The sequence below is a fragment of the Pseudomonas sp. TCU-HL1 genome (genome assembly GCF_001708505.1).
In the GTDB taxonomy this organism is placed as follows: domain Bacteria; phylum Pseudomonadota; class Gammaproteobacteria; order Pseudomonadales; family Pseudomonadaceae; genus Metapseudomonas.
On the sequence record NZ_CP015992.1, the window covers coordinates 3,737,917 to 3,763,364 of the forward strand.

20 protein-coding genes and 1 pseudogene are annotated in these 25,448 nt (G+C 60.1%); 7 read left to right on the forward strand and 14 right to left on the reverse strand.

Features of this window, described 5'->3' with window-relative positions; translation table 11 throughout:
* The first annotated feature begins 8 nt into the window (after nucleotides 1-8).
* From THL1_RS17315 to THL1_RS17340, 6 genes are read left to right on the forward strand one after another with little or no spacing between them, the layout of a single operon-like run.
* The gene (locus tag THL1_RS17315) at nucleotides 9-194 is read left to right on the forward strand and encodes a hypothetical protein (RefSeq protein ID WP_069084387.1); all 186 of its coding nucleotides are present in this window, start codon (nucleotides 9-11) and stop codon (nucleotides 192-194) included.
* Entirely contained in the window at nucleotides 191-1,369 is a 1,179-nt protein-coding gene (trbL, locus tag THL1_RS17320) for a P-type conjugative transfer protein TrbL (protein WP_069084388.1), read from the forward strand. Before THL1_RS17315 ends, trbL begins: the two co-directional genes overlap by 4 nt.
* A 12-nt stretch (nucleotides 1,370-1,381) precedes the next feature.
* Complete coding sequence (gene trbF, locus THL1_RS17325; protein WP_069084389.1) at nucleotides 1,382-2,089, forward strand: conjugal transfer protein TrbF; 708 nt, start codon at nucleotides 1,382-1,384, stop codon at nucleotides 2,087-2,089.
* Nucleotides 2,086-3,075: a P-type conjugative transfer protein TrbG gene (trbG, locus tag THL1_RS17330; protein ID WP_069084390.1), complete on the forward strand. Its 990-nt coding sequence runs from the start codon at nucleotides 2,086-2,088 to the stop codon at nucleotides 3,073-3,075. Before trbF ends, trbG begins: the two co-directional genes overlap by 4 nt.
* A 2-nt stretch (nucleotides 3,076-3,077) precedes the next feature.
* Complete coding sequence (locus tag THL1_RS17335; protein WP_069084391.1) at nucleotides 3,078-4,358, forward strand: TrbI/VirB10 family protein; 1,281 nt, start codon at nucleotides 3,078-3,080, stop codon at nucleotides 4,356-4,358.
* On the forward strand, nucleotides 4,355-4,591 hold the full coding sequence (locus THL1_RS17340) for a DUF2274 domain-containing protein (protein WP_069084392.1): 237 nt from the start codon (nucleotides 4,355-4,357) through the stop codon (nucleotides 4,589-4,591). Before THL1_RS17335 ends, THL1_RS17340 begins: the two co-directional genes overlap by 4 nt.
* An 81-nt stretch (nucleotides 4,592-4,672) precedes the next feature.
* Here the strand turns inward: THL1_RS17340 and THL1_RS17345 are convergent, their stop codons facing one another.
* Together THL1_RS17345 and THL1_RS17350 are read right to left on the reverse strand one after the other, a co-directional pair.
* The gene (locus THL1_RS17345) at nucleotides 4,673-6,004 is read right to left on the reverse strand and encodes a type II toxin-antitoxin system HipA family toxin (RefSeq protein ID WP_069084393.1); all 1,332 of its coding nucleotides are present in this window, start codon (nucleotides 6,002-6,004) and stop codon (nucleotides 4,673-4,675) included.
* Nucleotides 6,005-6,006: 2 nt separating this feature from the next.
* Complete coding sequence (locus THL1_RS17350) at nucleotides 6,007-6,267, reverse strand: helix-turn-helix domain-containing protein (protein WP_069084394.1); 261 nt, start codon at nucleotides 6,265-6,267, stop codon at nucleotides 6,007-6,009.
* A gap of 643 nt (nucleotides 6,268-6,910) precedes the next feature.
* On the opposite strand from THL1_RS17350, the gene THL1_RS17355 reads away from it, so the two are divergent.
* The gene (locus tag THL1_RS17355; protein ID WP_069084395.1) at nucleotides 6,911-8,071 is read left to right on the forward strand and encodes a Fic family protein; all 1,161 of its coding nucleotides are present in this window, start codon (nucleotides 6,911-6,913) and stop codon (nucleotides 8,069-8,071) included.
* A 587-nt stretch (nucleotides 8,072-8,658) separates the two neighbouring features.
* Here THL1_RS17355 and THL1_RS17360 read toward each other — a convergent pair.
* The 12 genes and pseudogenes from THL1_RS17360 to THL1_RS17415 all read right to left on the reverse strand — a co-directional run bounded on the left by THL1_RS17360 (nucleotide 8,659) and on the right by THL1_RS17415 (nucleotide 25,428).
* Complete coding sequence (locus tag THL1_RS17360) at nucleotides 8,659-9,507, reverse strand: ABC transporter permease (RefSeq protein WP_044870076.1); 849 nt, start codon at nucleotides 9,505-9,507, stop codon at nucleotides 8,659-8,661.
* A gap of 5 nt (nucleotides 9,508-9,512) precedes the next feature.
* Nucleotides 9,513-10,787 (reverse strand): ABC transporter permease, encoded by a 1,275-nt coding sequence (locus tag THL1_RS17365; RefSeq protein WP_069084396.1) that lies wholly within the window; start codon nucleotides 10,785-10,787, stop codon nucleotides 9,513-9,515.
* Between the two features lie 42 nt (nucleotides 10,788-10,829).
* Entirely contained in the window at nucleotides 10,830-11,912 is a 1,083-nt protein-coding gene (locus THL1_RS17370) for an ABC transporter ATP-binding protein (protein ID WP_052659123.1), read from the reverse strand.
* Nucleotides 11,913-12,159: 247 nt separating this feature from the next.
* A complete protein-coding gene (locus THL1_RS17375) occupies nucleotides 12,160-13,215 on the reverse strand; it encodes an ABC transporter substrate-binding protein (RefSeq protein ID WP_069084397.1) in 1,056 nt (351 codons plus the stop codon).
* A gap of 500 nt (nucleotides 13,216-13,715) precedes the next feature.
* Nucleotides 13,716-15,365 (reverse strand): BCCT family transporter, encoded by a 1,650-nt coding sequence (locus tag THL1_RS17380; RefSeq protein ID WP_145928327.1) that lies wholly within the window; start codon nucleotides 15,363-15,365, stop codon nucleotides 13,716-13,718.
* A 100-nt stretch (nucleotides 15,366-15,465) separates the two neighbouring features.
* Nucleotides 15,466-16,962: a CoA-acylating methylmalonate-semialdehyde dehydrogenase gene (locus THL1_RS17385; protein ID WP_069084398.1), complete on the reverse strand. Its 1,497-nt coding sequence runs from the start codon at nucleotides 16,960-16,962 to the stop codon at nucleotides 15,466-15,468.
* Between the two features lie 48 nt (nucleotides 16,963-17,010).
* On the reverse strand, nucleotides 17,011-18,168 hold the full coding sequence (locus tag THL1_RS17390; RefSeq protein WP_069084399.1) for an iron-containing alcohol dehydrogenase: 1,158 nt from the start codon (nucleotides 18,166-18,168) through the stop codon (nucleotides 17,011-17,013).
* 139 nt (nucleotides 18,169-18,307) lie between these two features.
* Nucleotides 18,308-20,806 (reverse strand): CoA transferase, encoded by a 2,499-nt coding sequence (locus THL1_RS17395; protein ID WP_069084400.1) that lies wholly within the window; start codon nucleotides 20,804-20,806, stop codon nucleotides 18,308-18,310.
* Nucleotides 20,807-21,022: 216 nt separating this feature from the next.
* Nucleotides 21,023-21,946 carry a transcriptional regulator GcvA gene (gene gcvA / locus THL1_RS17400; RefSeq protein ID WP_069084401.1) on the reverse strand — a complete coding sequence of 308 codons (924 nt, stop codon included), beginning with the start codon at nucleotides 21,944-21,946 and terminating at the stop codon, nucleotides 21,023-21,025.
* Nucleotides 21,947-22,552: 606 nt separating this feature from the next.
* Nucleotides 22,553-22,735: pseudogene (locus tag THL1_RS30740) on the reverse strand (IS5/IS1182 family transposase); the annotation flags it as partial.
* A 168-nt stretch (nucleotides 22,736-22,903) separates the two neighbouring features.
* The gene (locus THL1_RS17410) at nucleotides 22,904-24,106 is read right to left on the reverse strand and encodes an ISL3 family transposase (protein WP_145928262.1); all 1,203 of its coding nucleotides are present in this window, start codon (nucleotides 24,104-24,106) and stop codon (nucleotides 22,904-22,906) included.
* Nucleotides 24,107-24,246: 140 nt separating this feature from the next.
* The gene (locus THL1_RS17415) at nucleotides 24,247-25,428 is read right to left on the reverse strand and encodes an acyl-CoA dehydrogenase (protein ID WP_069084403.1); all 1,182 of its coding nucleotides are present in this window, start codon (nucleotides 25,426-25,428) and stop codon (nucleotides 24,247-24,249) included.
* Nucleotides 25,429-25,448 lie beyond the last annotated feature (20 nt).

A 25,448-nucleotide genomic window follows, 5' to 3' on the forward strand; every position in this document is an offset into this window, starting at 1 on the left:
GCCGCTCCATGAAAACCCTGGCATTGCTGCCGCTGCTGGCGCTGGCCGCCTGCGGACGCGGTGACGATGGCGTCGTGGCACGGCAAGACGATTTGGCTGAGCGCTTCTACTCCGGCTGCGCCCGGCCAGGCGAGTTTCTTCGTCCTGCCGATTTGCCCGCGATCCCTCCAAGTTTCGACGAGGACGTGCAATGAACGACGTCAGCGTGATCGACCGTTTCCTCGAGGTGTTCGGGCTGTATATCGACACTGGCTTCGGCCTGCTCGGCGGCGAGGTGGCCTTTCTCAGCCTGACCCTGGTGGCCATCGACATGACCTTGGCCGGGCTGTTCTGGGCCATGGGCGGCGAGGACGTCAGCGCCAAGCTGATCCGCAAGATCCTCTACGTCGGCGCCTTCGCCTTCATCATCGGCAACTTCAACGCCCTGGCGAAGATCATCTTCAACTCCTTCGCTGGGCTAGGGCTACTGGCGGCGGGATCCATGCTAAGCCCTGCCGAGTTCCTGAAACCGGGACGGCTGGCCTCCATTGGTGTCGATGCAGGAGGCCCTCTGCTTGAGCAGATCAGCATGCTCAGCGGATTTCCGGAAGTCTTCGAAAACCTGCACAGCATCCTGGTGCTGTTCCTGGCCTGGCTGGTGGTGATCGTCAGCTTCTTCTTTCTGGCCATCCAGCTGTTCGTCACGCTGATCGAGTTCAAGCTGACCACCCTCGCCGGCTTCGTCCTGGTGCCCTTTGCCCTATGGAACAAGACCGCCTTTCTCGCCGAGAAGGTGTTGGGCAACGTGGTGGCCTCCGGTATCAAGGTCCTGGTGCTGGCAGTGATCGTCGGCATCGGCACCGGGCTGTTCGCCGAGTTCCAGGCCGTGCCGGACGAGCCCTCCATCGACCACGCACTGGTGGTCATGCTTGCTGCGCTGGCATTACTGGGCCTGGGCATCTTCGGTCCGGGCATCGCTACCGGCCTGGTCTCCGGTGCTCCACAACTGGGGGCCGGTGCAGCGGCCGGTACGGCGCTCGGTGTTGCGGGCATGGCCGCCGGTGCCGCCGCCGTGGCCACGGGTGTCGGCGGCGCCGTGCTGGCCGGCGCCCGCATGGCGTCCGGCGCGGCGCGCCTGGCCATGGGCGGTGCCAAGCCATTGACCGCCGGCATGGCGCCAGGATCTGCAAGCGCGGGCGCAGCGATTGGCGATACGGCCACGGCGGCCGGCCCCGCGACATCCCCTGCCAAGCAACCCGACTGGGCCAAGCGGCTGCAACGTAAGCAGCAACTCACCCATGCCGCCACTACGGTCGCGCACACCCTGCGCGGTGGCGATGGTGGCGGCTCATCCCCCGGGCCGCAGGTGCGCGACCCGTCGAATTCGTGAAGGAGAACGAAGATGCGATTCAAACGTCCACGGGTGCGCTACAGCGACACCCCGCAACCAGCCACGCCTTACCAAGCCGCAGCGCAGGCCTGGGACCAGCGCATAGGCAGCAGCCTGGCACAGGCGCGCAACTGGCGGCTGATGGCCTTCGGTTGCCTGAGCCTGGCCCTGCTGATGGCCGCTGGCCTGGTCTGGCGCTCGGCCCAGTCGATGGTCACGCCCTACGTGGTCGAGGTCGACAACGCCGGCCAGGTTCGCGCGGTGGGCGAAGCCGCCAGCCCCTACCAACCCCAGGATGCACAGATTGCCCATCACCTGGCGCGCTTTATCGAGCGGGTGCGGGCCTTGTCCATCGACCCGGTGGTGGTGCGGCAGAACTGGCTGGAGGCCTACCACTCCACCACCGACCGCGGCGCCGCGACGCTCAACGACTACGCCCGCGCCCACGATCCCTTCACCCGGGTCGGCAAGGAGTCGGTGACGGTCGAGGTGACCAGCGTAGTGCGCGCCAGCGACAGCTCGTTCCAGGTGCGCTGGAACGAGCGCCGCTACGTCAACGGCGCGGCCACCGGGTTGGAGCGCTGGACGGCGGTGATCTCGGTGGTGCTGCAGCCGCCGCGTACCGAGGAAAAGCTGCGTCGCAACCCATTGGGCATCTACGTCAACGGCCTGTCATGGAGCCGTGAACTGGACACTACGGAAGGAGCCAAGAAGCCATGAAACCCTCTCTGCAATTCTCCGCCTGCCCTTTGCTGCTGGCCATGCTGGCCGGCTGCGCCAGTCAGGACGCGCCGCCGGTGATTGCCCTGGACGAACCGGTGGAGGCGCAGCGCCTGCCGGAGCCGCCCAAACCCATTGAGGTGGTGGAGATGCCGAAGCCGCTGGCCCTGCCGGCCCAACTGAAACCGCTGCCGGAGGCCAAGGCCGGCACTCCGGCCGAGGAGCCAATCGATGAGCGCGTGCGTGTCTCGCGCGCCAACCGCGACGCTCGGGTCGCCCCAACCCGGGAGGGCTACATCAATGCTATCCAGGTCTGGCCCTACTCCGACGGGGCCCTGTACCAGGTGTACACCAGCCCGGGTCGGGTAACAGCAATCAACCTGCAGACCGGCGAGGAACTGGTCACCGTGGCTGCCGGCGACACTGTGCGCTGGATCGTCGGCGATACCTCCAGCGGCAGTGGCGAGGAGCTGCGCGTCAGCGTGCTGGTCAAGCCAACGCGGGTCGACCTCAAGACCAACCTGGTCATCACCACCACGCGGCGTACCTACCTGATCGAGCTGACTGCCACCGAGCAAGCCTGGATGGCCTCGGTGTCCTGGGACTACCCCAAGGATCGCATGCTCGCCCTGCAGCGCCACGCTACTGCTGCGAAGGCGGCAGCACCGGTCGATGCCGGCCTGGCGCTGGAGCAACTGCGTTTTCGCTATGCGATCAGCGGCAGCAACCCACCCTGGAAGCCACTGCGTGTCTTTGACGACAGCCGCAAGGTATACATCCAGTTCCCCGCCGGCATCGCCCAAGGCGAGTTGCCGCCGCTGTTCGTGATCGGCCCGGAAGGCGACGGCCAGTTGGTCAACTACCGCTTCCGCTCGCCCTACTACATCGTGGATCGGCTGTTCGGCGCGGCCGAGTTGCGCCTGGGCGCGGACAAGGGTGACGTGGTGCGGATCGAGCGCACCGATGGCGTGCCCCGGAGGCCCTGAACATGAGTGCCACGGACGATATCCAGGGCGCAGCGCCGCTACCACCCAAGGTGGCACCGGAATCCCTCGAGTTGCGCGCACAACCTCGCCCTGTCACCCGCCTCAATCCACGCGTGCTGGCGGTGCTCGTCGGCGGGCTGGCCAGCGCGGTGCTCGGCGCCATGCTGTGGTCGCTGCAACCGCAGCAGCGCCGTGACGGCGCGGAGCAGCGCGAGCTGTACAACGTCGACCGCGTGACCCGCTCCGAGGGGCTGGAGCAACTACCGGCAGACTACTCGCAGTTGCCACCCCCCGTTGCGCCCGAGGTGCCGCAGCTGGGCCCGCCGCTCCCCGGCGACCTGGGAGGCCCTATCCTCAGAGCCGAGCAGGCACAGGGCTACGACTACCGCCACTCTGGTCCCGACCCGGCCGAAGCCGAGCGCCTCGCCAGGCTCAAGGAGGCAGAGGAAGCAGCACTGTCGTCGGTGTTTTTCCGGTCCGGTGGCGGGCGAGCATCGAGCGCCGCGCCTGCTGGTCAGGACCAGGCCGGACAGGGGGGATTCAATCCCATGGCCACGGGTTCTGCATCAACTGCAGTTGTTGATGCAACAGCGACGCAGAACCGACAGGAGCAGAAAGAGGCGTTTCTCAGTAAATCCGCAAATACACAAATCCGTAATTCCGGATTTCTGCAAATACCGGATTCGCCCTACCAAGTGATGGCCGGCACCGTCATCGCGGCGGCCTTGGTGACCGGAATCAAGTCGGACCTGCCAGGCGATGTCATCGCCGCGGTGACTGAGCCGGTCTATGACAGTGCCACCGGCCAGCATGTGCTGATCCCCCAGGGCTCGCGCCTGCTCGGCCGCTACAACAGCCAGGTGAGCTATGGGCAGAGCCGCGTGCAGGTGGTGTGGCAGCGGGTGATCCTGCCGGACACCTCGTCTTTCCAGCTCGACAATCTGGTAGGCAGCGACACCGCCGGTTATGCCGGCCTGGAGGATGGCGTCGACTGGCACTGGGACCGGGTCGTCGCCGGTGCAGCCATGACCAGTCTGCTGGGCATCGGCGCCGAACTGGCGGCACCGGAGAACCGCACGGATGGCGATCGGATCATCATCGCCGGCCGCGACAGCCTGCAGGACACGGTGAACCAGGTCGGCCAGGAGGTCACCCGCCGCAACCTCGATATCCAACCCACGCTGACCCAGCGTCCTGGCCTGCCCCTTCGGGTGATCGTCAACCGCGATCTGGTGCTGCGCCCCTACCAACCCTTGTTCATCCAACACAGGAACCCGCAATGAGCACGAACAAGCTGCGCCTCGGCCCCTTGCCGAAAACCGAGAGCCTGAAGCTGACCTTCACCTGCCCGGCCAACCTGAAGGCCGACCTCGAACGCTATGCGGCATTGCACTCGAAGGCCTATGGCGAAGAGGTCGATGCCCTGACGCTCATCCCGCACATGCTGGAGGCATTTATGGCACGAGATCGGGTGTTCAGGAGAGCCAACGCCAGGGTAGACCGTCCAAGTCGGTGACTTTATCGGCTGTTTCCGGTAGGCATCTCAGGGGTTCTGTTTGAGCCGATTGATGGGTCGCTTATCCCGGTGAATACGGCATCACCTTTTGGCAAGCAATTCAGAGCGGCCAATCAGCTCACGGCTACGTTCGGGTTTGCGCGGTCCGGAGAAGCCGGCTTCTGCGATAGCAGCATCCAAACCGCGAAAATGCGGGGCTGCTTTGGGGCTGCGCAAGGTCTCCATGCCGACATTCCAGGCATGCACCATGTTTTTGGCAACATCGCGCCAGGCTGCTTCGTTTTTTGAGGCTTCGATGACCTCTTTTCCAACCTCTACTGCGGACTCGCAAAGCCGCTCGACCATGGACGCGTACTGGCGTGGTGGGATGCTGAGGACGGCTTTGAAAAACGACTCCAGTGAGCGGCCGGGCGTCCAGGTTTGCCTGCCGCCAATGGATAGCCCAGGCGGGTTGTCGGCGAAGCGTGGGTAGGCCTGAGTGGTCACCAGGTCATAGACCGGGGTAAAGGTCACATCAGCACGTGAGGTGTAAAACAAGGCGATGTTCTTCGAGTGGCAGTCGGCATTGCGCACCACGTAGTTGGTCAGCAACTGCCAGCCCAAGTGTTCTCGCTGTGCATTGAGGCGATCTGCGGGGATGTAAGCCCGGGTGGCGTTCCAAACGCGCTCAGTGGTGGGGGCGTATTTTTCATGCGGCGGCAAGCCCAGCAGCCCACAGGCGTCTTCGACTCCGCAGCGAGGGATGCCTTGTTCGTCCACGTCAAAGCGATCCACCACCAGAATTTTGCCGTCCTCAGACATGCGGCATGCTGCGACGGGTACGACATTCAGCCGCTCCAGCACACGCATGGTGTAGAACTCGTTGAACCCAAGAAAAGGGGTGGTGTCATCGGAGCCTTTGATGATGTGAAACCCGGTGCGCAGGGTCGGCTTTCCTAGTGGCTCCCGATGCTGGGCTGCATCTGTGGCAATGAATTTTGGTACGACACCCGATACCGCTACCCGAGCGTACTGCCGCACCAGTGCGGCGAATCGTTCGGTAGTGTTTTCCGCCTTGAGCAGGTGGCTTATCTCTAACGGCGCCATCTCGATGCCAGGCTGAATGCCCTCAGGTGTGACCGAGACTCTGCCTATGCCGGTGCCGCCTACCAGGCCCAGCAACGATAGATCGGTACCATCGAGCAGCGGGCCGAACTCCTCACGGATGACGTTCAACAAGTACCCCTCGGGAAGGTTCTGCCGGAAAAATGGAAACAGATCGCGGGGCCAGCGCCATGGCTCTTCGCGAACGGGCATTGCCAGGCTGACAAAGTCTTCCAGGGCTGTTCCTGGGAGATATTTCAGGACGTACTCGTCTCGCTCCCGGTAGAGCTTGGCCACGAGCCTTGAGCGGACATGGACGTCGAGAATCATGGTTAGCCTCTCCCAGAACGTTGCTCGTTGAGAATGTCCTCAACCGTCCGTTCGTGGCCGGCTTTTACCAGCTTCAAGTCAAAGCCTGCTGCTTCCAGAAGGCGAACAAGCGCCGAGACGCTCATATCGCCCTTGGCCATTGTCTCCATGCGGGCGACTGTGGAGCGCGATACGCCTGCGCGGCTGGCCAGTGCTTCTTGGCTTAGATTCGCGTCACTCCGCGCTTGCTTCAGCATTTCGGCGACATCGTATAGAGAGGACATTTGTAGCTCTTGGGCATCAAAAATAGGAAATATGCGGGAGAATGTAGCCCTTGAGCCACAGGGCTAGCAATAGGCTGTCACGTGAATATGTGTCCCTGAGGCTACAAAATTTCTCGATAGACCGTTTTTTGTAGCATTTGAGCCACACTAGCCGATGAGTCCAAGAAAGACGCCTCTAGGTGTTTGGTAAGCCCGGCAGGACGTAAGGTCAGAAGGCCTCAGTCTTCGAGACTTCCGACAAAAGTGCAGCGGTAATGCCCGCGCGGTCTCAAGGACACCTCGGCTACCTGGATCGAAATCAGCTCCCATCAGATCCAACTCGCGCTCTTCTGACTCCGACCTTGGCTTCGCTCCCCACTCAGAAATTTAACAGCTCATATTTGGCCCACTACCACATTGTTTGACGATTAATGGCTCATAAAAGAATCATTAAAATGTGCATTGAACGTAGCCCTACTCCCCTCCCCACTCGACTGCAGCGAACTGGCCTAGAAGATCAGTGCCAACGCTCGGGAGGCGCGACTTGCACAGACCACCAGCTACCTAGTTCGACTGATTAGACAGTGAGCCGAATAGCCGGCACAATCGGCTCACAAAATGAGCCGAATAGAACCACTAATCGGCTCACTGATGAGCAAATACGATGAAGGAACCATTTGGGATCTGGGAACAGCCCGATTGGCCGCAGTTCACCTGGCAAGCCGAACCGCTAGCCCCTCTACTGCGCGCCTGCGTCAAAGCCCAAGGTCGATTACTTGGCATGCTGGGCGCGGTCGGTCGCGACACTGAAGTTCAGAGCTGCCTGGATGCCCTGCTGCAGAACATTGTCACCTCATCTGCCATCGAGGGTGAGCAACTCAATGTCGGCTCGGTGCGCTCCTCTCTGGCACGGCGCTTAGGACTCAGTGAGGAAGGCCGCACCACGATGCGCAGTGAAGGCCTAGCCGAACTACTGCTCGATGCCACCAGTGCACATCACGAGTCGCTCACGTTAGAGCGCTTGTTCAACTGGCATCGCTGGCTCTTCCCCAGTGACGACGGCTTGCTGACCCGCCCGTTGCGCATCGGTACGCTACGCGGCGAGGAGCCCATGCAGGTGGTTTCAGGCCGTATTGACCGACCCATCGTGCACTTTGAAGCCCCGCCACGCGCCGGACTTGAAGAGCAACTGGACGACTTCCTCGCTTGGTTCGAGCGCAGCCGCAACGATGCCAATCTCGATCCGCTACTACGCGCTGGCATTGCTCATTTCTGGTTCATCACCCTGCACCCCTTCGATGATGGCAACGGTCGCCTGACCCGCGCTCTTACTGATTTGGCCCTGGCGCAAGGTGAACAACAAGCGATTCGCTTTTACGCCATGTCCGCGAGCATCCTCGACGACCGCGGCGGCTATTACCACATCCTCGAGACCAGCCAGAAAGGCACGCTGGATATCACCGCCTGGCTGCAGTGGTTTCTCACCACACTGCTCAAAAGCCTTGAACAGGCCTTGGCACGCATCGACCGCGTTCTGGCCAAGGCGCGGTTCTGGCAGGCGCACCGCAGCCAAATGCTATCGGCCGAACAGATTAAGGTGCTGAATCGCTTGCTCGATGGCGGCAGCAACGGCTTCGAGGGCGGAATCAGCGCGACCCAATATCAGGCCGTGGCCAAGGTTTCCAAGGCCACAGCCACTCGCCATTTAGGCGACCTCGTTGAAAAAGGCTGCCTCATCCGCCTACCCGGGGGCGGACGCAGCACGCGCTATCAAGTGAACATCGACGGACAACCTTCTAGCACACGTGATACCAACGGCAGCTAGTGAGCGATGGGACCATTGCTCAATGCTCATCCTGATCAGACACTGGTATCAAACCGTTGTAATCCGGGAAGAAATCGTCCGCGCTTTGAACTAACTCTGGAAAGTTGCCGCCAACACCTTCCTACAGCACTGACTTTCAACAGGATCGGTCAATAGCCGCCATTCAAAGGGGCAGCTACCGGTCAATCTCCACCGGTCCTGACAGGCAGAAATCGGTCGATTCTGTTGAAAAAGTCCCACTTCGATTTTTGCCCGAGAAAGTAGGCGCCTTACGTTGAAATCTGAGCCAATTTCGGCACTGCACTGCCCCAGATTTCGCGTAGCGACACGTCAATCGTGCGTTTTTTAGGCTTCGCGCGAGCGAGCCTGGGCGACACCGACTTTTTCAACAGAATCGGCCAAAAGCAGACCTCTACTAATCATCGGATATACGAGTTGCTGGACTATGAGTCCGAGTGATCGTCCATGCGCGTACAGATCTGCAACTGGTAGGCATGTATAAAAGGGGCCCAATGGGCCCCTAGGATTTATCCGCCAACTGAATATGAGTCGCTGCCTGACGTAATCTGAAAGTTGGCACCGGAGATCTACTCCTTGATACCCCTCAAGCGTAGAGAACGCCGCCGCATGACCTCAATTGCGACCAGAAGCAACACGGAGCCGAGTATGAGCAAGGTGGCGGCCGCAAGGATGGTCGGGCTGATCTGCTCGCGCATGCCCGACCACATTTGCCGTGGGATGGTGCGTTGCTCCACACCACCTAGGAACAGCACGACTACGGCCTCGTCGAACGAAGTGACCAGCGCGAACAGGGCTCCCGAAATGATCCCCGGTCGAATGATCGGAAAGGTGACCCTGAAGAAGGTGTAGGCCGGTGACGCACCAAGGCTGGAAGCAGCGCGAGTCAGAGAATGATCAAATCCGACCAGGGTCGCGGTGACGGTGATGATCACGAACGGAATGCCCAACACCGCATGCGCCAGGATGATACCCAGGTGGCTCTGGGCAATGCCGAGCGTGCTGTAGAAAAAGTACATTCCCGCGGACGAGATGATCACCGGAACAATCATCGGCGAGATAAGTGTCCCCATCAGCAGGCCTTTGAAGGGCAGGTTCGACCGGCTCAGTCCTAGAGCTGCCAGGGTTCCCAATCCCGTTGCAATAGCGGTGGAGCAGACCGCAATGAGCAAGCTGTTCTTGAAGGACAACAACCACAACGGGTCCTCGAGCAACTGGTGATACCAGCGCAGTGAGAACGCGTCGGGATCGAGGCTGAGCATCCCGCTGGTGAAGCTGAAGTACGGCTCAACGTTGAACGACAATGGCGTGACGACGAGGATCGGCAACACGAGAAACAACAGAACCAGCGAGGCGAAGCCACGAACGCTGTAGAACCACATGCGCCCCAGCGGGCCGGTGTAGCTTGGAAGGCTCATCTTGATTACCCCAGTTTCATGTTGCTGATGCCGACGACACGGTCATAGAGCCAATAGAGCAGCAGAACGATCATCAGCAGGATGCTGCCGATGGCGGCGGCCAGGCCCCAGTTGAGGGAGGTCTGCATGTGGTAGGCGATGAAGTTGCTGATGACTTGCCCCGTGCGCCCACCGACCAGAGCTGGAGTGATGTAGTACCCGATGGCCAGGATGAACACGAGGATGCCGCCAGCGCTCAGTCCAGGCAGCGACAGCGGGAAATAGATGCGGAAGAAGGTACGGAACGAGCTGGCCCCCATTGAGTGCGCGGCCCGGATGTAAGTGCTGTCGATGCTTTTCATCACGCTGTACATCGGCAGCACCATGAACGGCAGCAAGATGTGTGTCATGGCAATCACGGTGCCCCACATGTTGAACATGAGGTCGAGCGGCTGTCCGATGAGGCCGAGCTTGAGCAGCGTGCTGTTTAGCACCCCATTGGACTGCAGGATCACCATCCAGGCGGTGGTGCGGACCAGCAACGAGGTCCAGAACGGCAGCAGCACCAGAATCATCAAGACATTGCTGATCTTTGCCGGCAGCGTGGCGAGCATGTAGGCCAGCGGGTAGCCCAAGACCATGCACAGCACGGTGATGCCGAATGTGATGGCCAGGGTCTTCAGTAGCACATCGACGTAGATCTGCCTGGACTCAGGCTGCCGTACCACATTGCCGCGGTCGTCATACTGGAGGTCGAGTGCGGACAGATAGTGGATTGCGGAGTAAGCCGGCGCCATGCTCTTGAGCTGGGTCCAGGTGTCCAGCTTGCCCCAGCGACCGTCGATCCTCATCATGCTGGAGGCATAAGCGCCCTGTAGCGGCGGCGCCTTACCCAGTTCACGCGCTGTTTTACTAATCAGGCTCTTCAGTCCACTTTTGACACGATTCAGGTCCGTGCCGACGCGGTCGAGTTGCTGTTCCCGCGCAAGGCTCAGCATCTCCTTGCCTAGCACGGAGAACACCTGCTCCGAGGGTATTGCTTCACCGTCCCAAGCCCGCAGAGCCTGCGTGGTTTGCGGCATGTAGGTCGACATTGTGGTGTTCTGAACGCTGCGGATCAGCATGTTGCCGATCGGCAAGAGGAAGAACACTACGATGAACGCCAGCAACGGCAGGACCAGGAGGAATGACCGGGTCTTGTTGATGCGCTCTGCCTGCGCAAGCTTGTTCTTCAGGCTCGCCTGGCCGAGTTCCACGCTCACAGCGTCGAGTGTCGGATTCACTGGGTACGAACTGCTCATTTGAAGCTCCGGAGACATACTGGAATGCAGGGGGGAAACGGGTCAGGCGTCCAGTGCCCGGCAGTCCTCAACGGCCCAACCAACGTAGATCCTTTCGCCCAGGCTCGGGCAGGCCATGCCGGCAGCATTCACTACTTTGACAATGAACTCCTGGTGCCCGGCCAACTCCAGTCGTGCGCGTAGGTGATCGCCGTGATAAATCACTTCCAGGATGCGTGCAGGCATGCGGTTCTCGCACTCCCACTGCCCCGGATTGATCAGGATCCGCTCCGGGCGAATCGACAGCGTGGCCGGTGCACCTACGCCCGCCACCTTTACCGCTAGCGCTTTCACCATGTGTTCACCAACCCGCACGGTGCAGTATCCGTCCTGCTGCTCGACAACCTCGCCGTGTAGGCGATTGTTCTCGCCGATGAAGCTAGCGACGAAAGCGGTCTCCGGCTTCTCGTAGAGATCTGACGGGTTGGCCAGTTGCTGCACGATGCCCTCGTTGAACACAGCGATGCGGTCGGACATGGTCAGCGCCTCGCTCTGATCGTGGGTGACGTACACCACCGTGATGCCTAGCTGCTTGGAGAGACGCTTGATCTCGTACTGCATCTGCTCGCGCAGCTGCTTGTCGAGCGCGCCGAGAGGTTCGTCCATCAGCACCAGACGCGGCTCGAAGATCAACGCGCGGGCCAATGCAACACGCTGCTTCTGTCCTCCGGAAAGCTGGGCTGGCATACGGCTGCCGAGCTTGCCCAGCGCGACCATGTCCAAAGCCTTGCGGACCCTCTCCTGGATCTCGCTGCGGGATAGGTTGCGTACCTTCAGCGGGAAGGCCAGGTTTTCCTCGATGGTCATGTGCGGGAACAGCGCGTAGTTCTGGAAGACCATGCCGATGCCACGCTTCTGCGGGGCGATGTCGTTGACTGGCTTGCGGTCGATGCAAATCTGGCCGTGGGTGACGGTCTCGAATCCCGCCAGCATCATCAGGCAAGTGGTCTTACCTGAGCCCGATGGCCCGAGCATGGTGACGAACTCACCTTGCTCAATCTCCAGATTGAAATTTTTCACGACGAGCGACTCGCCGTCGTAGCTCTTCTGGACATTGCGGAAGCTGACAAAAGATTGTGAATCCATGGATGCACCTGTTTCTTGTTCGAATAGCGTGTGGATATCTGCTGCCGGTGCACATACCGTTTCGCATAGCGCTGATCTTGCTTGGGCTGAAAACGTCCACCCGCAGTAGGGCAACGCCCTACGTCGAGAGTGGTTCGGGAGCAGTGTCAGCTCGTCGCGAAAAGGGTGTGGCTGCACAGTGGCTGGCCGAGCCTTGTCAGCTCGACCAGCCTCACCGGTCAGTTGGCCTGCGTGCTATGGAGCCCGGTTATTTCGCCAACCAAGCGTTGAAGCGCTCGTTCAGCTCATCGGCGTGATCGCCCCACCATTCGGAGTCAACCTGCAGCGCCGTGGCGAAGTTCTCGGGGCTGGTCGGGAGGTCTGCCTGGACTTCAGGGCTGACGAGCTTCTGGGCGGAGTAGCGCGTCGGTCCGTAGGGGATGTAGTTGGACTGATCAGCCAACACCGAGCTCTGAGTGGCGAACTTGAGGAAGTCGAACGCCTGCGCCTTATTCGGATTACCTGCAGGCATTACCCAGGCTTCCATGTCATAGACCTGGCCATCCCAAACGATCTTGAAAGGCTGATTTTCTTTGCGGCTTGCGATCACGATACGACCGCTGTAGGCGGACGCCAGGCTGACTTGGCCGTCGGCCAGCAACTGCGGCGGCTGTGCCCCCGCCTCCCACCAGACAACCTGATCCTTGATGGTGTCGAGCTTTCGGAAGGCTCGCTCCAGGCCTTCCTCGGTCTCCAGCGTCGTATAGACCTGGTCACGCGGAACCCCATCAGCCATCAGCGCCCACTCCAGGTTTACCTGCGGAGCCTTACGGAGCGCTCGCTTTCCGGGGAACCGCTGAACATCGAAGAAGTCCTTCAGACTTGTTGGTTTTTCACCAGGGAAGGCGTTGGTGTTGTAGGCGACCACTGTGGACCAGACATAGCTGGCAACGCCACATTCACTGAGCGCGCCGGGGATGAAATCTTTTTCCGCGGGAGTTCCGTCGGGTGCCGGAGCCAGGGTCTTCGGGTCGATACGTTCAAGGAGCCCGGTGCTGCAGGCCCGGTAGACATTCAGCAGCTCCGCGTCGACCACATCCCAAGTCACCTTTTGGCTGTCAACTTGGGTTTTGATGGGAGCGATGCCGCCCGAGTAATCCTCGGAGATTACCTTGATACCCGTAGCCTTGGTGTACGGCTTATGGGCCGACTCCACCTGTGCTTCGGCGAGGCTGCCACCATAAGAAACCACGGTAAGCGCTTTTTCGGCAAACGCAGAAGTGCAGAAAAGGCTGGCAAACAGCAACGTAGTTGCTTGATTCATAATATTTACCCCTATTATTCTATGAGATGGAGCTTTAAAGGCTTTCGAACACAGACTTGTATTTCTACCAATACCTCGCCGACCTATATTAATAAATGCTCATTGGCAGACTTCAGGAGAAATCCTCTCCTAACCAACCATTCTCAAAAGTTTTCCGCTCAACTCACCAAGAAGCGACCGTGACTTACTTTCAGCGAAAAAAACGGCGTGCGGAAGCAATAAAAAAAGGGGCAAAGCCCAAATTTTTTTTATGACACCCTCCAATGAATAGCGGGCTTCAAGGTGGCCAGCCCGCTATCAGCCGGCCCTGATGCCCGCCTCGAATCTGACGCCAGCTTTCCATAACGGATGGCAGGCTCTCACATCAGGACGAGTTCTGATGAAATCCCAGAACCCGCTGCAAATATGAATCACCTCAGAAAACATGAGAAACCAAAACTTCTAAAAACAAAAAAGCGGATTACGCAAGTCGCGTAACCCGCTAAATTAGGTCGTCCAACCTAAGCCGTTACATTTTCGCCTTTAACTCCAACGAGGCGACCAACCGAAGACCTATCTTCTGCAACCGTATGTTCCGCAACTGCAATCTCGGGATTCAACTCGATGATATGTGCAGGTATATCCCCGTAGTCCTCGCGCATCCATTTGAACAAGCCATACATCTTGATGGCCAATACGACGACAAATGGAATTGCAGCCAAGGTCACCACCGTTTTCAACGTATGCAGGGGGGCGTTGATGTAGAGCATCGCGAGCGGAATGGCGGCGAGCATCAAGCACCAGAACAACCGGAGTTTCGGTGAAGGGTCTTCCCCTTCCTGGAGGTTTCGAGTGCTGGTCGCTGCAACCGAGAAGGCGACCGCATCCAGGTGCGAAGTCAGGAAGACCAGCATCAGCAGGAAGTAGCCGGCCGCCAAGAACTTGCCAAATGGCAAGCTCGCCAACAACATGGAAACCACTGCCTCCCCACCCGAAGCATCAAGCAAGGAAGGAGAGTCGATGACTCCGGTGAGAAACTGGTGAATGGCAAAACTCTGCAGGCTGCCGAAAAAGAGCCAGCATCCACCGCAGCCACCCAGCACCATGGCAAGGACTACTTCCCTGATTTTGCGTCCCTGCGATACCCGTGTGACAAAGAGCGCCACGCCGGGTGTGTAGGTGATCCAGTACAACCAATAAAATACCGTCCAGCCTCGAGCAAACTCTCCACTGCCTACTGGATCGGTTGCCAGGCTCATGTGAACGAAGTTCTGCAGCATGAGGCCGATGCCGTTGGAGATGTTGTTCAATGTGAACGCTGTGGGCCCCAGGACCAGAACCACTAAGGCGAACACCAGGGTCAGTCCGCACGCTGCGTGCGCCAATCGCTGCATCCCCTCACCGATACCGATGTAGGAACTGAGGGAGAAGACCAATGTGACCATGATCACCAGCGAGGCTTTGAGGGCAAAACTGTCGCTCACGTCAAAGAGCATCGACAGGCCCTTCGCCACAGTGGACGACGAAAGCGTAATCGTCAGTACCAGGCCGCCGAAGGTGGACAACAGGAAGATCACGTCGATGCTACGACCGACCAGGCTGGTGGACTTCAGACCGGTTATCGCTTCCACCGCCGAGGACAAGCGAAGGCCCGGATTCTTGCGAACATGGAAGTGATAGGCCATCGCCAGGGAGGCAATGCCATAAATGGCCCAGGGCGTGATGCCCCAGTGAAAGAATGAGTAGGCAATGCTGTACTCGATCGCCTCCTTGCTGCGCGGCGCGATATCCAGCCCTGGAGTCATGTAGTAGTAGGTCCACTCCATGAAGGCCCAGTACATAGTTGCCGATCCCAGACCAGCGCAGATGAACATGAACACCCAACTGGTATTGCTGTACTGGGGTTTTCCTTCGCCTAGCCGAATGTTCCCGTACTTGCTGCATGCAATCCAGGCGATGAGCAGTACGCAGACGAAACCGACCATTTGAACGGTGGAGCCGAAAAGACTGGTCGTCGAGACGAAAGCCTTGTCCGCGAGGATCAGTGACTGTTGGGGGAAGAGCATCAGGCCCGCGACGCTCAAGCCGATTACCAGGATGCTGAACAGAATGAGCGGTACGTCCATTCTGCTCTTGAGGGATGCAGAGCTTTTCGAGGTGGAATCAAGCATTACAACCTTTCCATTGTTCTTATAAGGTGAAACTTGAATCGGGTGACACAAGGTCACCAAGGCAAGGGTGATTGGGCAGCCCCTGCCTTGGTGCCGTGCCTTACTTCATGGTAGGCATGGAGAACTCGACACCTTCACGCACACCGGACGACGGCCAACGCTGAGTCACGGTCTTGCGACGGGTATAGAAACGAACCGCGTCCGGGCCATACGCATGCAGGTCGCCGAACAGCGAGCGTTTCCAGCCACCGAAGCTGTGGTAAGCCACCGGCACCGGCAGCGGGACGTTGATACCGACCATGCCGACCTTGATGTTGTCGGAGAAGTACCGAGCCGCTTCACCGTCGCGGGTGAAGATGCAGGTGCCATTGCCGTACTCATGGTTGTCAATCAGCGCCATGGCTTCTTTCATGCTGTTGACTCGCACCACTTGCAAGACCGGGCCGAAGATTTCCTCTTTGTAGCTGACCATCTCCGGAGTCACGCGATCGATCAGAGTTCCGCCAACGAAGAAGCCGTTTTCATAACCATCGACACAGGGCTGACGACCGTCGACCACGACAGTGGCGCCCTGCTCTTCCGCGCTGTCGATGTAGCCAATCACCTTCTGCTGATGCTGGCGGGTGATGACAGGGCCGAAATCATTCTTGCTGTCGGTGTAGGCGCCGACTTTCAGGTTCTGCATGGCCGCCTGCATTTTCTCCACCAGCGCATCTGCAGCTGCGTCCCCCACCGCCACTGCGACCGACAAGGCCATGCAGCGCTCGCCGGAAGAGCCGAAGGCCGCCCCGAGCAGTTGGTTAACAGCGTTGTCCATATCTGCGTCGGGCATCACGATGGCGTGGTTCTTGGCACCACCCAGCGCTTGGCAACGTTTGCCATGGGCGGTCGCGGTGGAGTAGATGTACTCGGCTACCGGAGTCGAACCGACGAAACTCACTGCCTGAACGCGAGGGTCGCGCAGGAGGATGTCCACCGCTTCCTTGTCACCATTCACTACGTTCAGCACACCATTGGGCAGACCCGCTTCTTGCAGCAGCTGGGCGATGAACAGGGTGGAGCTTGGATCGCGCTCGGAAGGCTTGAGGATGAAGCAGTTGCCGCTGGCAATCGCCATCGGGAACATCCACAGCGGCACCATCACCGGGAAGTTGAACGGAGTAATGCCGGCCACCACCCCCAACGGCTGGAACTCGCTCCAGGAGTCGATGTTCGGTCCAACGTTTTTGCTGTGCTCCCCCTTGAGAAGCTCGGCGATGCCACAGGCGTATTCGACGTTCTCGATGCCGCGCTGCAGCTCACCGGCGGCATCATGGGAGATCTTGCCGTGCTCCTCACCAATCATCTGGCAGATGGTGTCGGCGTTCTTCTCCAACAGTTCCTTGAAGCGGAACATCACTCGGGCACGTTTGATCGGCGGAGTATCGCGCCAGGCCGGGAAGGCTGCTTCAGCCGCGGCAATTGCACAATCCACGGTCTGTGCGGAGGCCAGGGCGACCTGGCGGGAAACTTCACCAGTAGCCGGGTTGAAGACATCCTGGGTGCGCTTGGCGGCAGTAGTGATCTGGCCGTTGATCAGGTGGCCTACAGTGTTCATGAGCGGATTCCTCGTACGTTCAGACAGGTTCGAAAATGGCGGAAGGACTTACCAGAGGCTGCGGTACAGCTCGACCATCTCGGCCTCGCTAGGTACGCGCGGGTTGTTGCCAGGCGAGCCGGAGGCCAGTGCCTGACGAGCCATGGTCGGCATGAGCTCAAAGAATTGATTACGGTCGATGCCGAACTGCGCCGGCGTTGGCACGTTCAACTCAGCGTTGATCGCCTCCAGTTCAGCGAGGAGTTTCTCAACAGCGGCGTTGTCGCAGTCCGAGGCAGTAGCTACCCCCATCGCTCGCGCACAATCGGCGTAGCGATCCCGGGCCGCTGGGATGGAGAACGCAGTAACAGCAGGCAGCAGCATGGCGTTCGAAAGGCCATGCGGCACATGGAAGAAGGCGCCGATCGGGCGGCTCATTCCATGCACCAAAGCGACCGAGGCGGCCGAGAACGCCAAACCCGCCAGGGTCGAACCCAGCATCACCGCTTCACGTGCTACTCGATCATCACCCTGCGAATAGACCCGACGCAGGTTCGGCCCGATCAGACGCATTGCGGCCAGAGCCTGTGCATCGCTGAATAGATTGGCCTTTTTGCTGACATACGCCTCGATGGCATGGGTCAGTGCATCGATTCCGGTGTCGGCAGTGACCCTCGGAGGCAAGCTCAGGGTCAGCTCGAAGTCCACTAGTGCGGCCACGGGCATGAAGCCTGCCCCGACGCAGAGCATCTTCTCGTCGCTTTTCTCGTCAGTGATGATGGTGAAGCGAGTCACTTCCGAACCGGTGCCGGCAGTGGTTGGAATGGCGATGATCGGCAGACCGGCCTCGGTGACGTTGCGCGGGAACTTGTAGTCGCGCATTTCGCCACCGTGCTTGGCTAGGATTCCGATGGCCTTGGCGCTATCAATCGGGCTACCGCCACCCAATGCGATGATGCTGTCGTAGCTACCACCCCGAGCGGTTTCGACGCCTGCCTGGATTGATGCCACCGTAGGTTCCGGTACGGTTTCCGAGAATACGTCTGCATACAGACCAGTATCGGCGAGGGCATTTTGAATGCGCCCGGCGTAGCCCAGCTCAACCATCATGCGGTCGGTAATGATCAGCGGGCGCATGCAGCCCAGGCTGGCAAGGATCTGCGGGATCTGCAGACTGGCGCCAGCACCGGTCTGCAGAACGCGGGGGAGAATGCTTGAGTAAGTCATGATGAAATCTCTTTTCGCGGCATGAGCGAGCCCGCGAGCGGGCTTCGACGCTCGTTCTCAGAAAGGGTGAGGGCATCCTGGAGAGGTTCAGACCCGACACGAGGGATAGGCCTGAACCGAGTACAACGGGTCCTACCGATCAGCTAGGCAGGTACTCGTCACTCCAGCTTTCGCTGATCGCCCCGATATCCAGCAGCGTGCGAATCTGCTCAGCGCTGTAACCCAGTTGTTGAAGTACCTTGCGGGTAGAGGCACCAAATTTCTCCGCTGGCGGTAGGGCGCGAATGCGCGAGACGCGCGGGCGAATCGCGTACGGGTCGAGCTGCGTGATTCGATGGCCGCTGGGATGATCGCTATACACGCTGAAGGCGTAGCTGCCGATGTTCGTGCCAGGCTGACCATCGGCTGCGCGGCTATAGCGTTGACGCAGATTGTCGATGTTGTCCGGCACCGCAGCAGCGATGTTGGCCGCTTGCAGACGCTCTTGCAGCGTAGTGCTGGACATGCGGCCAATGGCATGGCCAAGGAAGGCCTCACGATCGGTAGCTGAAGCCACTCCTGCTAGTTCGGCAATGGCACCGAACTTGTCCAGGTCACTCTCGTCAGCATCTAGGTAGATCCAGCCGTCCGCAGTGCGATAGAAGCGCGACAGCTCGCTGTATCCTACAGCGTCACGACCAGACGGCTCATCGAAGGGGCCGCGACCTACGTAGTCGTAGCAGAACGGTATCTGTACCAAGTTACCCAATGCTGCCAGAGAGGTGCGCGCACGGTGGGCTTCGCCGGTGCGATGCTTACGGTACAGCGCGGTGGCCACACCCAGCGCGGCGGCGAAGCCGCACATCACGTCGATGGTACCGACGTGGGCGTGCTCTTCTGGGGTCTGCATGCCACCGCCAAATCGCAGCATGATGCCGGTGGTGGCCTGGATCAGATCGTCGTAGCCCAGGTAGTCGGTACGCGGTCCACGGCGCGGGCCACCGAAGCAATCGAGCTGGCAGAAGATCACACCAGGATTGACCGCCTGCAGGCTGGCCTCGTCCAGGCCTAGCGGGGCCAGCTGACGATCCGGAGCGTTCATCACAATTACGTCCACTTCGCGAACCAGGCGGTTGAACACCTCGCGACCGGCGACGGTGTTGAGGTCGACCAGGATGCTTTCCTTGCCGCGTGCGGAGGACAGGCCGAAGACGACTGTGTTCCACGGATCGTAGTTGGGCACTGCCGGATCAAGCTTGATGACATCTGCGCCGAAGCGGCCGAGGAACGAGGTGGAGTGCGGACCGGCGATGACGTTGGTAAGGTCGAGGATCTTCACACCGTCCAGCCAACCACTCTGACCGTCCAGTTTCGGTGCCGGCAGGGTCGGGGTCGGACGTTCCTGCAGCGTTGCCAGCGCCTCATCGAAAGTAACGTCACGCCGGGAAACCGGCTTGAGCATCGGTTCTGCACAGCCTTCCAACCATGCCACCGGCCCTGGTTGTTTCATTAGCCCGTACTCGCGGTCCGTCACCTCGACTACCAGACCAGCAGTGTTGGAGTGCTCGTCGTGTAGCCATTCCTGAGTGGAACGGTGTGGAGCCCCAGGGAATCGCCCCTCGCCGAAGATCACTTCCCACTCGGCAGCAGTCTTCGTGAGGAACACTTCCTTCATCCGTGCAGAGATACGCGCGGCCCAATCTGCGGGCAGCGGGTAGACACCTAGGGAAGCATCGCCTTCCCACTGATCGATCGGCAGGTACGGGTTGTCCACCTTGGGCAGGCCAGCGGCGAGCATTTCCTCGTACAGCCCCATTGCCTGCAGGCAGCGCTTGGCATGGTCTCGGTGCGAAGGACAGACCGCATAGAACTTGCGGCCGTCGGCGCATTCGTAGGTGCGATAGAAGGGATCCAGGTACTCCTGCAGCTCCTCATAGCTGAGGTTCATCGGCAGGTTCTCCGCCCTGCGCCGCTCGCTCTCCTTCTCGCGCAAGGTCTTGTATCGCAGCGGATAGCCGTCGATCTTGATGGAGTTGTACGAAAGCCCTTCCATCACCGCCGAGGAAAGCGGCACTTCAATCTCATCACCTACGCCACTTTTTTCGCGCGCCTGCAGAGCCAATACCACGGCCGACACTGCGAGCATGGTGCCGTAGGCGGAGGCCAACGGCAGCGGAGAGAAGCTTGGGTTGATCCCCATCAGCACCCGATTCTGGCCCATGTCGGTGAACACGCCAGAGGCTGACGCGATTACTGCCTCGGTGGCGCGCCACTCACGACGCAACTCATCGTTGCTGGCGAAACCGGGGATGGAAAGTGTGATCAGTTCCGGGCGGCTACGCCGCAGCTCAGAGAAATTCAGGCCTAGGCCTGCCATCACACCCGGGCGGAAGTTTTCGATCACCACATCCGCCTTCGCTACCAGTTCGCGTGCCTGGCGCAGTCCATTGGCACTCTTCAGATCCAAGCGCATGCACAGCTTGTTGCGGTTGAGTGTGGCGTTGGCCGGACTGTCCCAAAGCGGGCCCGTTGGGGGATCGATGTGAATGACGGTGGCACCGAGATCGGCGAGGATCATCGCTACCGCGGGACCGGCGATGTACTGGCCGAAGTCGATAACATTGACGCCCTGCAGGGGCAGTTGCTTAGCGTTTCCCATGAGGTAACCCTGTCTAGCGCCGAGCCAGCCAGATACGGCCGTGCCCGGTTAATTGTTGTTGTCGATACCTTGCTTTAACCGGTCCCCCGGCCTGCTGAACAGGACCGTTGGCTTGCGATCTGGACGCTACTTTCAGAAAAACGCCCGACTGGGAAAAGCAATAAAAAATGGCCCTATGGGGCCATTTTTTTTATGGTTACGCGCAACAGCTTATCGCTAGCAGTCTTCCGCACTCCCGGACGAGGCTTCGTCACGAAACGCCAAAGCCTCTTGGCACAACCATTCGGCAAACGCCGCTGCATCGGGGTTTACCATGCTGTGCGGGGCATACACGAGATAGAACGCTTCCTGGGTGGCCACCGTATTTGCTAAGGGTGCAATGAGCCGACCGCTGTCTAACAGATGGCGTACCAGGGACGAACGCGCCAATGCCACACCCTGCCCCAATTCGGCCACCTCAAGTGCGGAGATCAGCGTATCGAACTGCAGCCCCTGCGATGAATCCACACTCTCTGCGCGATTCTTCTTCAGCCAGTATCCCCAGCCTTCCTCATAGCCAAGAACATGCAGCAATTCGTGCCGGGAAAGGTCGAGAGGGCGACTCAGCGGCCTCTCAGGCGTAGGCAGGCTGGGCGAACACACCGGTTGCAAGGTGTCCCAGGTTAGGCGCTCCGCCTTCAGTCCAGGCCAACGCCCCTGCCCATAACGGATATCCAGATCTGCATCCGAGTCGGAGTCGTCAACCCAGATATTACTGGCAATACGAAGATTGACCTGAGGATGCAGAGCTCGGAAGCGTGGCAAGCGCATTGCCAGCCAGTGCGTGAAAAAGACCAGGCTTGTTCGCACTATCAAGGCGCTGCGATGCCCCTGGCCAAAGATTTCGTCAGTCGCAGCGGCCAGGCGTTCAACCGACTCTCTTACCACCGGAAAGTAAGACATGCCGGCTTCAGTCAGCTCTAGGCCGCGCGGCAGGCGTTTAAACAGCGCGGTGCCCAATTGCGACTCCAGCGCCTTCAGCTGTTGACTGATGGCAGCCTGGGTGAGATTCAGCTCCTGGGCTGCATGCGTGAAGTTCAGAAGGCGGGCAGACGCCTCAAAGGCACGCAGCCAGTTCAATGGTGGAAGGCGCTTTTTCATATCCCGCTCATATGGATCAAGGACCAAGAGTGGCCGATAAGGGAACGCGCAACGGTTTCAGCGCAAGACGCTGAAACGCTGGCCGTGTTAACCGAGTCAAGATCGGGCAACACAACCCCGTCGCTCCATAAGGCCCCTGCGTCCTAGTGTGCCCAGTCGTCCACGTGGCAGGGCAGTTATGGAGGCAATTGGTCTAAATCTATCCGAATGCCTATCCAGTCTGCTACTCACCCACCTACCCCTGGTTGCGTCCAACCTAAGCCAAGGGCTCTCATCGGACTGCGCATTTCCATCATAGGAAAGGTCCGCTTAATGGCCGGAAGGAGCCTGTAGCGAAGGACTGCTATTGGCCCAGGCTGTGTGAAAAGAGCAGAACTTGGGGTTCTGAGTCGGTCCTGGTCCATGGCAAGGGTTGAGATGGGATTTGGGCCGACATAGCGTTCTGCTTGCGGTAGTAGGTCTCAGACGTCTCCGATGGCATCGGGAGACGGCAATGAACGTGAAAAAAGTCCTCCTCAGGACTGCAAGGCCGCCACCGCTCCGCGGATGCCCATGATGCTCATCAACCGTTTGAGGTTGTAAGCGAGCACATGCAGGCTCATCTCCGTGCTCACTCGGCCGACCGGTTGCCGCCGGCGCCACCCCATCGAATTCCAGGGTCGCCAGGTCGAGTTGCTCGACGAAGGCTTCGACCACCCGGATCGGGTTGTCTTCGGCGACGAAATCCTCCAGGCATTCGGGCAGCAAACTGACCTGCGTCCGGCTTGCCTCCTCGATGAATCGCTTCATACGTCGCCCCCGCTGACGTTGCTTCAGCAACTCTAGGCGAGGACGACGTTTTCACACAGCCTGGGCCGATAGCTGCCGTTTACCAACGGGTACTCCCCTCTTCCCGAAACGCGGGAAACACAACAGGCGCCCTCAAACACCAGAACCGAGAATGCCCTTTAAAAAGGTTCATCGCGCTTTCCCGGGGAAGGCGGCCTTGATTTTCAGGAAGAAGTAGGCCGAGTCCCGGAAGCCATAGGCCATGCGTTTGATCACCTTGATGCGGTTGTTCACCCCCTCCAGAACACTGGTGTGCATGGGGAAGCGAGCACTGGCGAGGATGCCCCGAGCGTATTTGCGCAGGTTGCGCGCAAAGCGCTGTAGCGGTGCGAGGCCGCTTTCCTGGGCATGTCGCAGCCAGGCCCGCCAGCGCCGCCAGCCTTCCCGCACGCAGGGGGCGTACCAGACTTCCTTCAGAGCATCCTTGAGCACATAGACAGTAGCCAATGGCTGGTTGGCGTCGAGGAGCTCCTGCAACTGCACGGCCTGTCCGTCCTTGAGGTTTTCGCGATTGCGCAGCAACAGCCAGCGGCTTTGCTTGACCACCTTGCGCGCCGGTTTGTCTTCGCGCAGGAGGTTGGCTTGGTCGACCCGGATACGGTCGATCACGTCACGACCGTAGCGCGCCACCACATGAAACAGGTCGTATACCACTTCGGCCTGCGGGCAGTGCTGCCGCACTTCCAGGTCGAAAGCGGTGTTCATGTCCATGGCCACCGCCTCAATCTGCTGGCAGTGCTCGCCGAGTAATTCGAAGAACGGGCGGATCGCCTCACGGCTGTTGCCGTGCCCCACCCACAGCACCCGCGTGCGCTCGGCATCCATGATCACCGTGGCGTAGCGATGGCCTTTGTGCAGGGCGAACTCGTCCATCACCAGCCGACGCACCTCGCCTGGCTCAAACGCGCCAACCGAGGCTTCCAGGCGGCGCTTGTCGAGTGTCTTGAGGGTGTGCCAGTGCAGGCCGGTGAGGCGGCTGACGTGGCTGATCGGCAACAGTTGCAGCAAGCCCTCGAGCCAGACTCGCAAGCGCTGGGTCAGGCGGGAGGCTGGCTCCAACCAGTCAATCCGTTCGGTCACCCGCCCACAATCCAGGCAGTCGACGCGGCGCACCGGCAGTTGGAGCAGCACACGCTGATCCAGCAGGTCACGGTCACGCACCTGACGAATTCGCCGCTCGTGGATCAACGGACTGGGCTTGGCACACCGGCTGCAAATCGGTAAGTGCTCGGCCAGGGGCTCAAGACTGATTAGCAGGGTGTCGTGAGTGGCTTGGCGACAGGCGACGACCGCGTAGCCTGGCCAGAAAGCAGCAAGATCAATAGGATGCACGGCGGCAGCAGGGAGTGGGGGTTGGTTCGTTTGGCGACTGCCAATCTACCCACTTTCCTGACTGTCAACTCGCTCTTTCCCCAGAATCCGCGAAGAACCTTTAAAAAGGGGGCGGCATTGCTGCCGCCCCAACTTCACGCTCAAAAGAATGCCTGGATACCGGTCTGCGCGCGACCGAGGATTAGCGCGTGGACGTCGTGGGTCCCTTCGTAGGTGTTCACCACCTCCAGGTTGACCAGGTGACGGGCCACGCCGAACTCGTCGGAGATGCCGTTGCCACCCAGCATGTCGCGAGCCATACGGGCGATATCCAGCGCCTTGCCGCAGGAGTTTCGCTTCATGATCGAGGTGATTTCCACCGCGGCGGTGCCTTCGTCCTTCATGCGGCCCAGGCGCAGGCAGCCTTGCAGGGCCAGGGTGATCTCGGTCTGCATGTCGGCCAGCTTCTTCTGGATCAGCTGGTTGGCCGCCAGCGGGCGACCGAACTGGTTGCGGTCCAGCACGTACTGGCGCGCGGTGTGCCAGCAGGCTTCGGCAGCCCCCAGGGCGCCCCAGGAAATGCCGTAGCGGGCGGAGTTCAGGCAGGTGAACGGACCACGCAGGCCGCGCACGTCCGGGAAGGCGTTCTCTTCCGGCACAAACACGTTGTCCATCACGATCTCGCCGGTGATGGAGGCGCGCAGGCCGACCTTACCGTGGATCGCCGGGGCGGACAGGCCCTGCCAGCCCTTCTCGAGCACGAAGCCACGGATCTCGCCGGCATCGTCCTTGGCCCAGACCACGAAGACGTCGGCGATCGGGCTGTTGGTGATCCACATCTTGTTGCCGGTCAGGCGGTAGCCGCCGTCGACTTGCTTCGCGCGGGTGATCATCGAGCCCGGATCGGAGCCGTGGTTCGGCTCGGTCAGGCCAAAGCAGCCGATGTATTCGCCGCTGGCCAGCTTGGGCAGGTACTTCTGCCGGGTGGCTTCGTTGCCGAACTCGAAGATCGGCACCATCACCAGGGAGGATTGCACACTCATCATCGAGCGGTAGCCGGAGTCGACACGCTCCACTTCGCGGGCGATCAGGCCGTAGCACACGTAGTTCAGGCCGCTGCCGCCGTACTCGGCGGGGATGGTGGCGCCGAGCAGGCCGGTCTCGCCCATCTCGCGGAAGATCGCCGGGTCGGTCTGCTCATGACGGAAGGCCTCCAGCACGCGCGGCGCCAGCTTGTCCTGGGCGAACTGGTAGGCGCTGTCACGCACCATGCGTTCTTCTTCGGTGAGTTGCTGGTCCAGCAGCAGCGGGTCGATCCAGTTGAAACTTGCCTTGTCGGCCATGGGGAAATGCTCCTAATTCA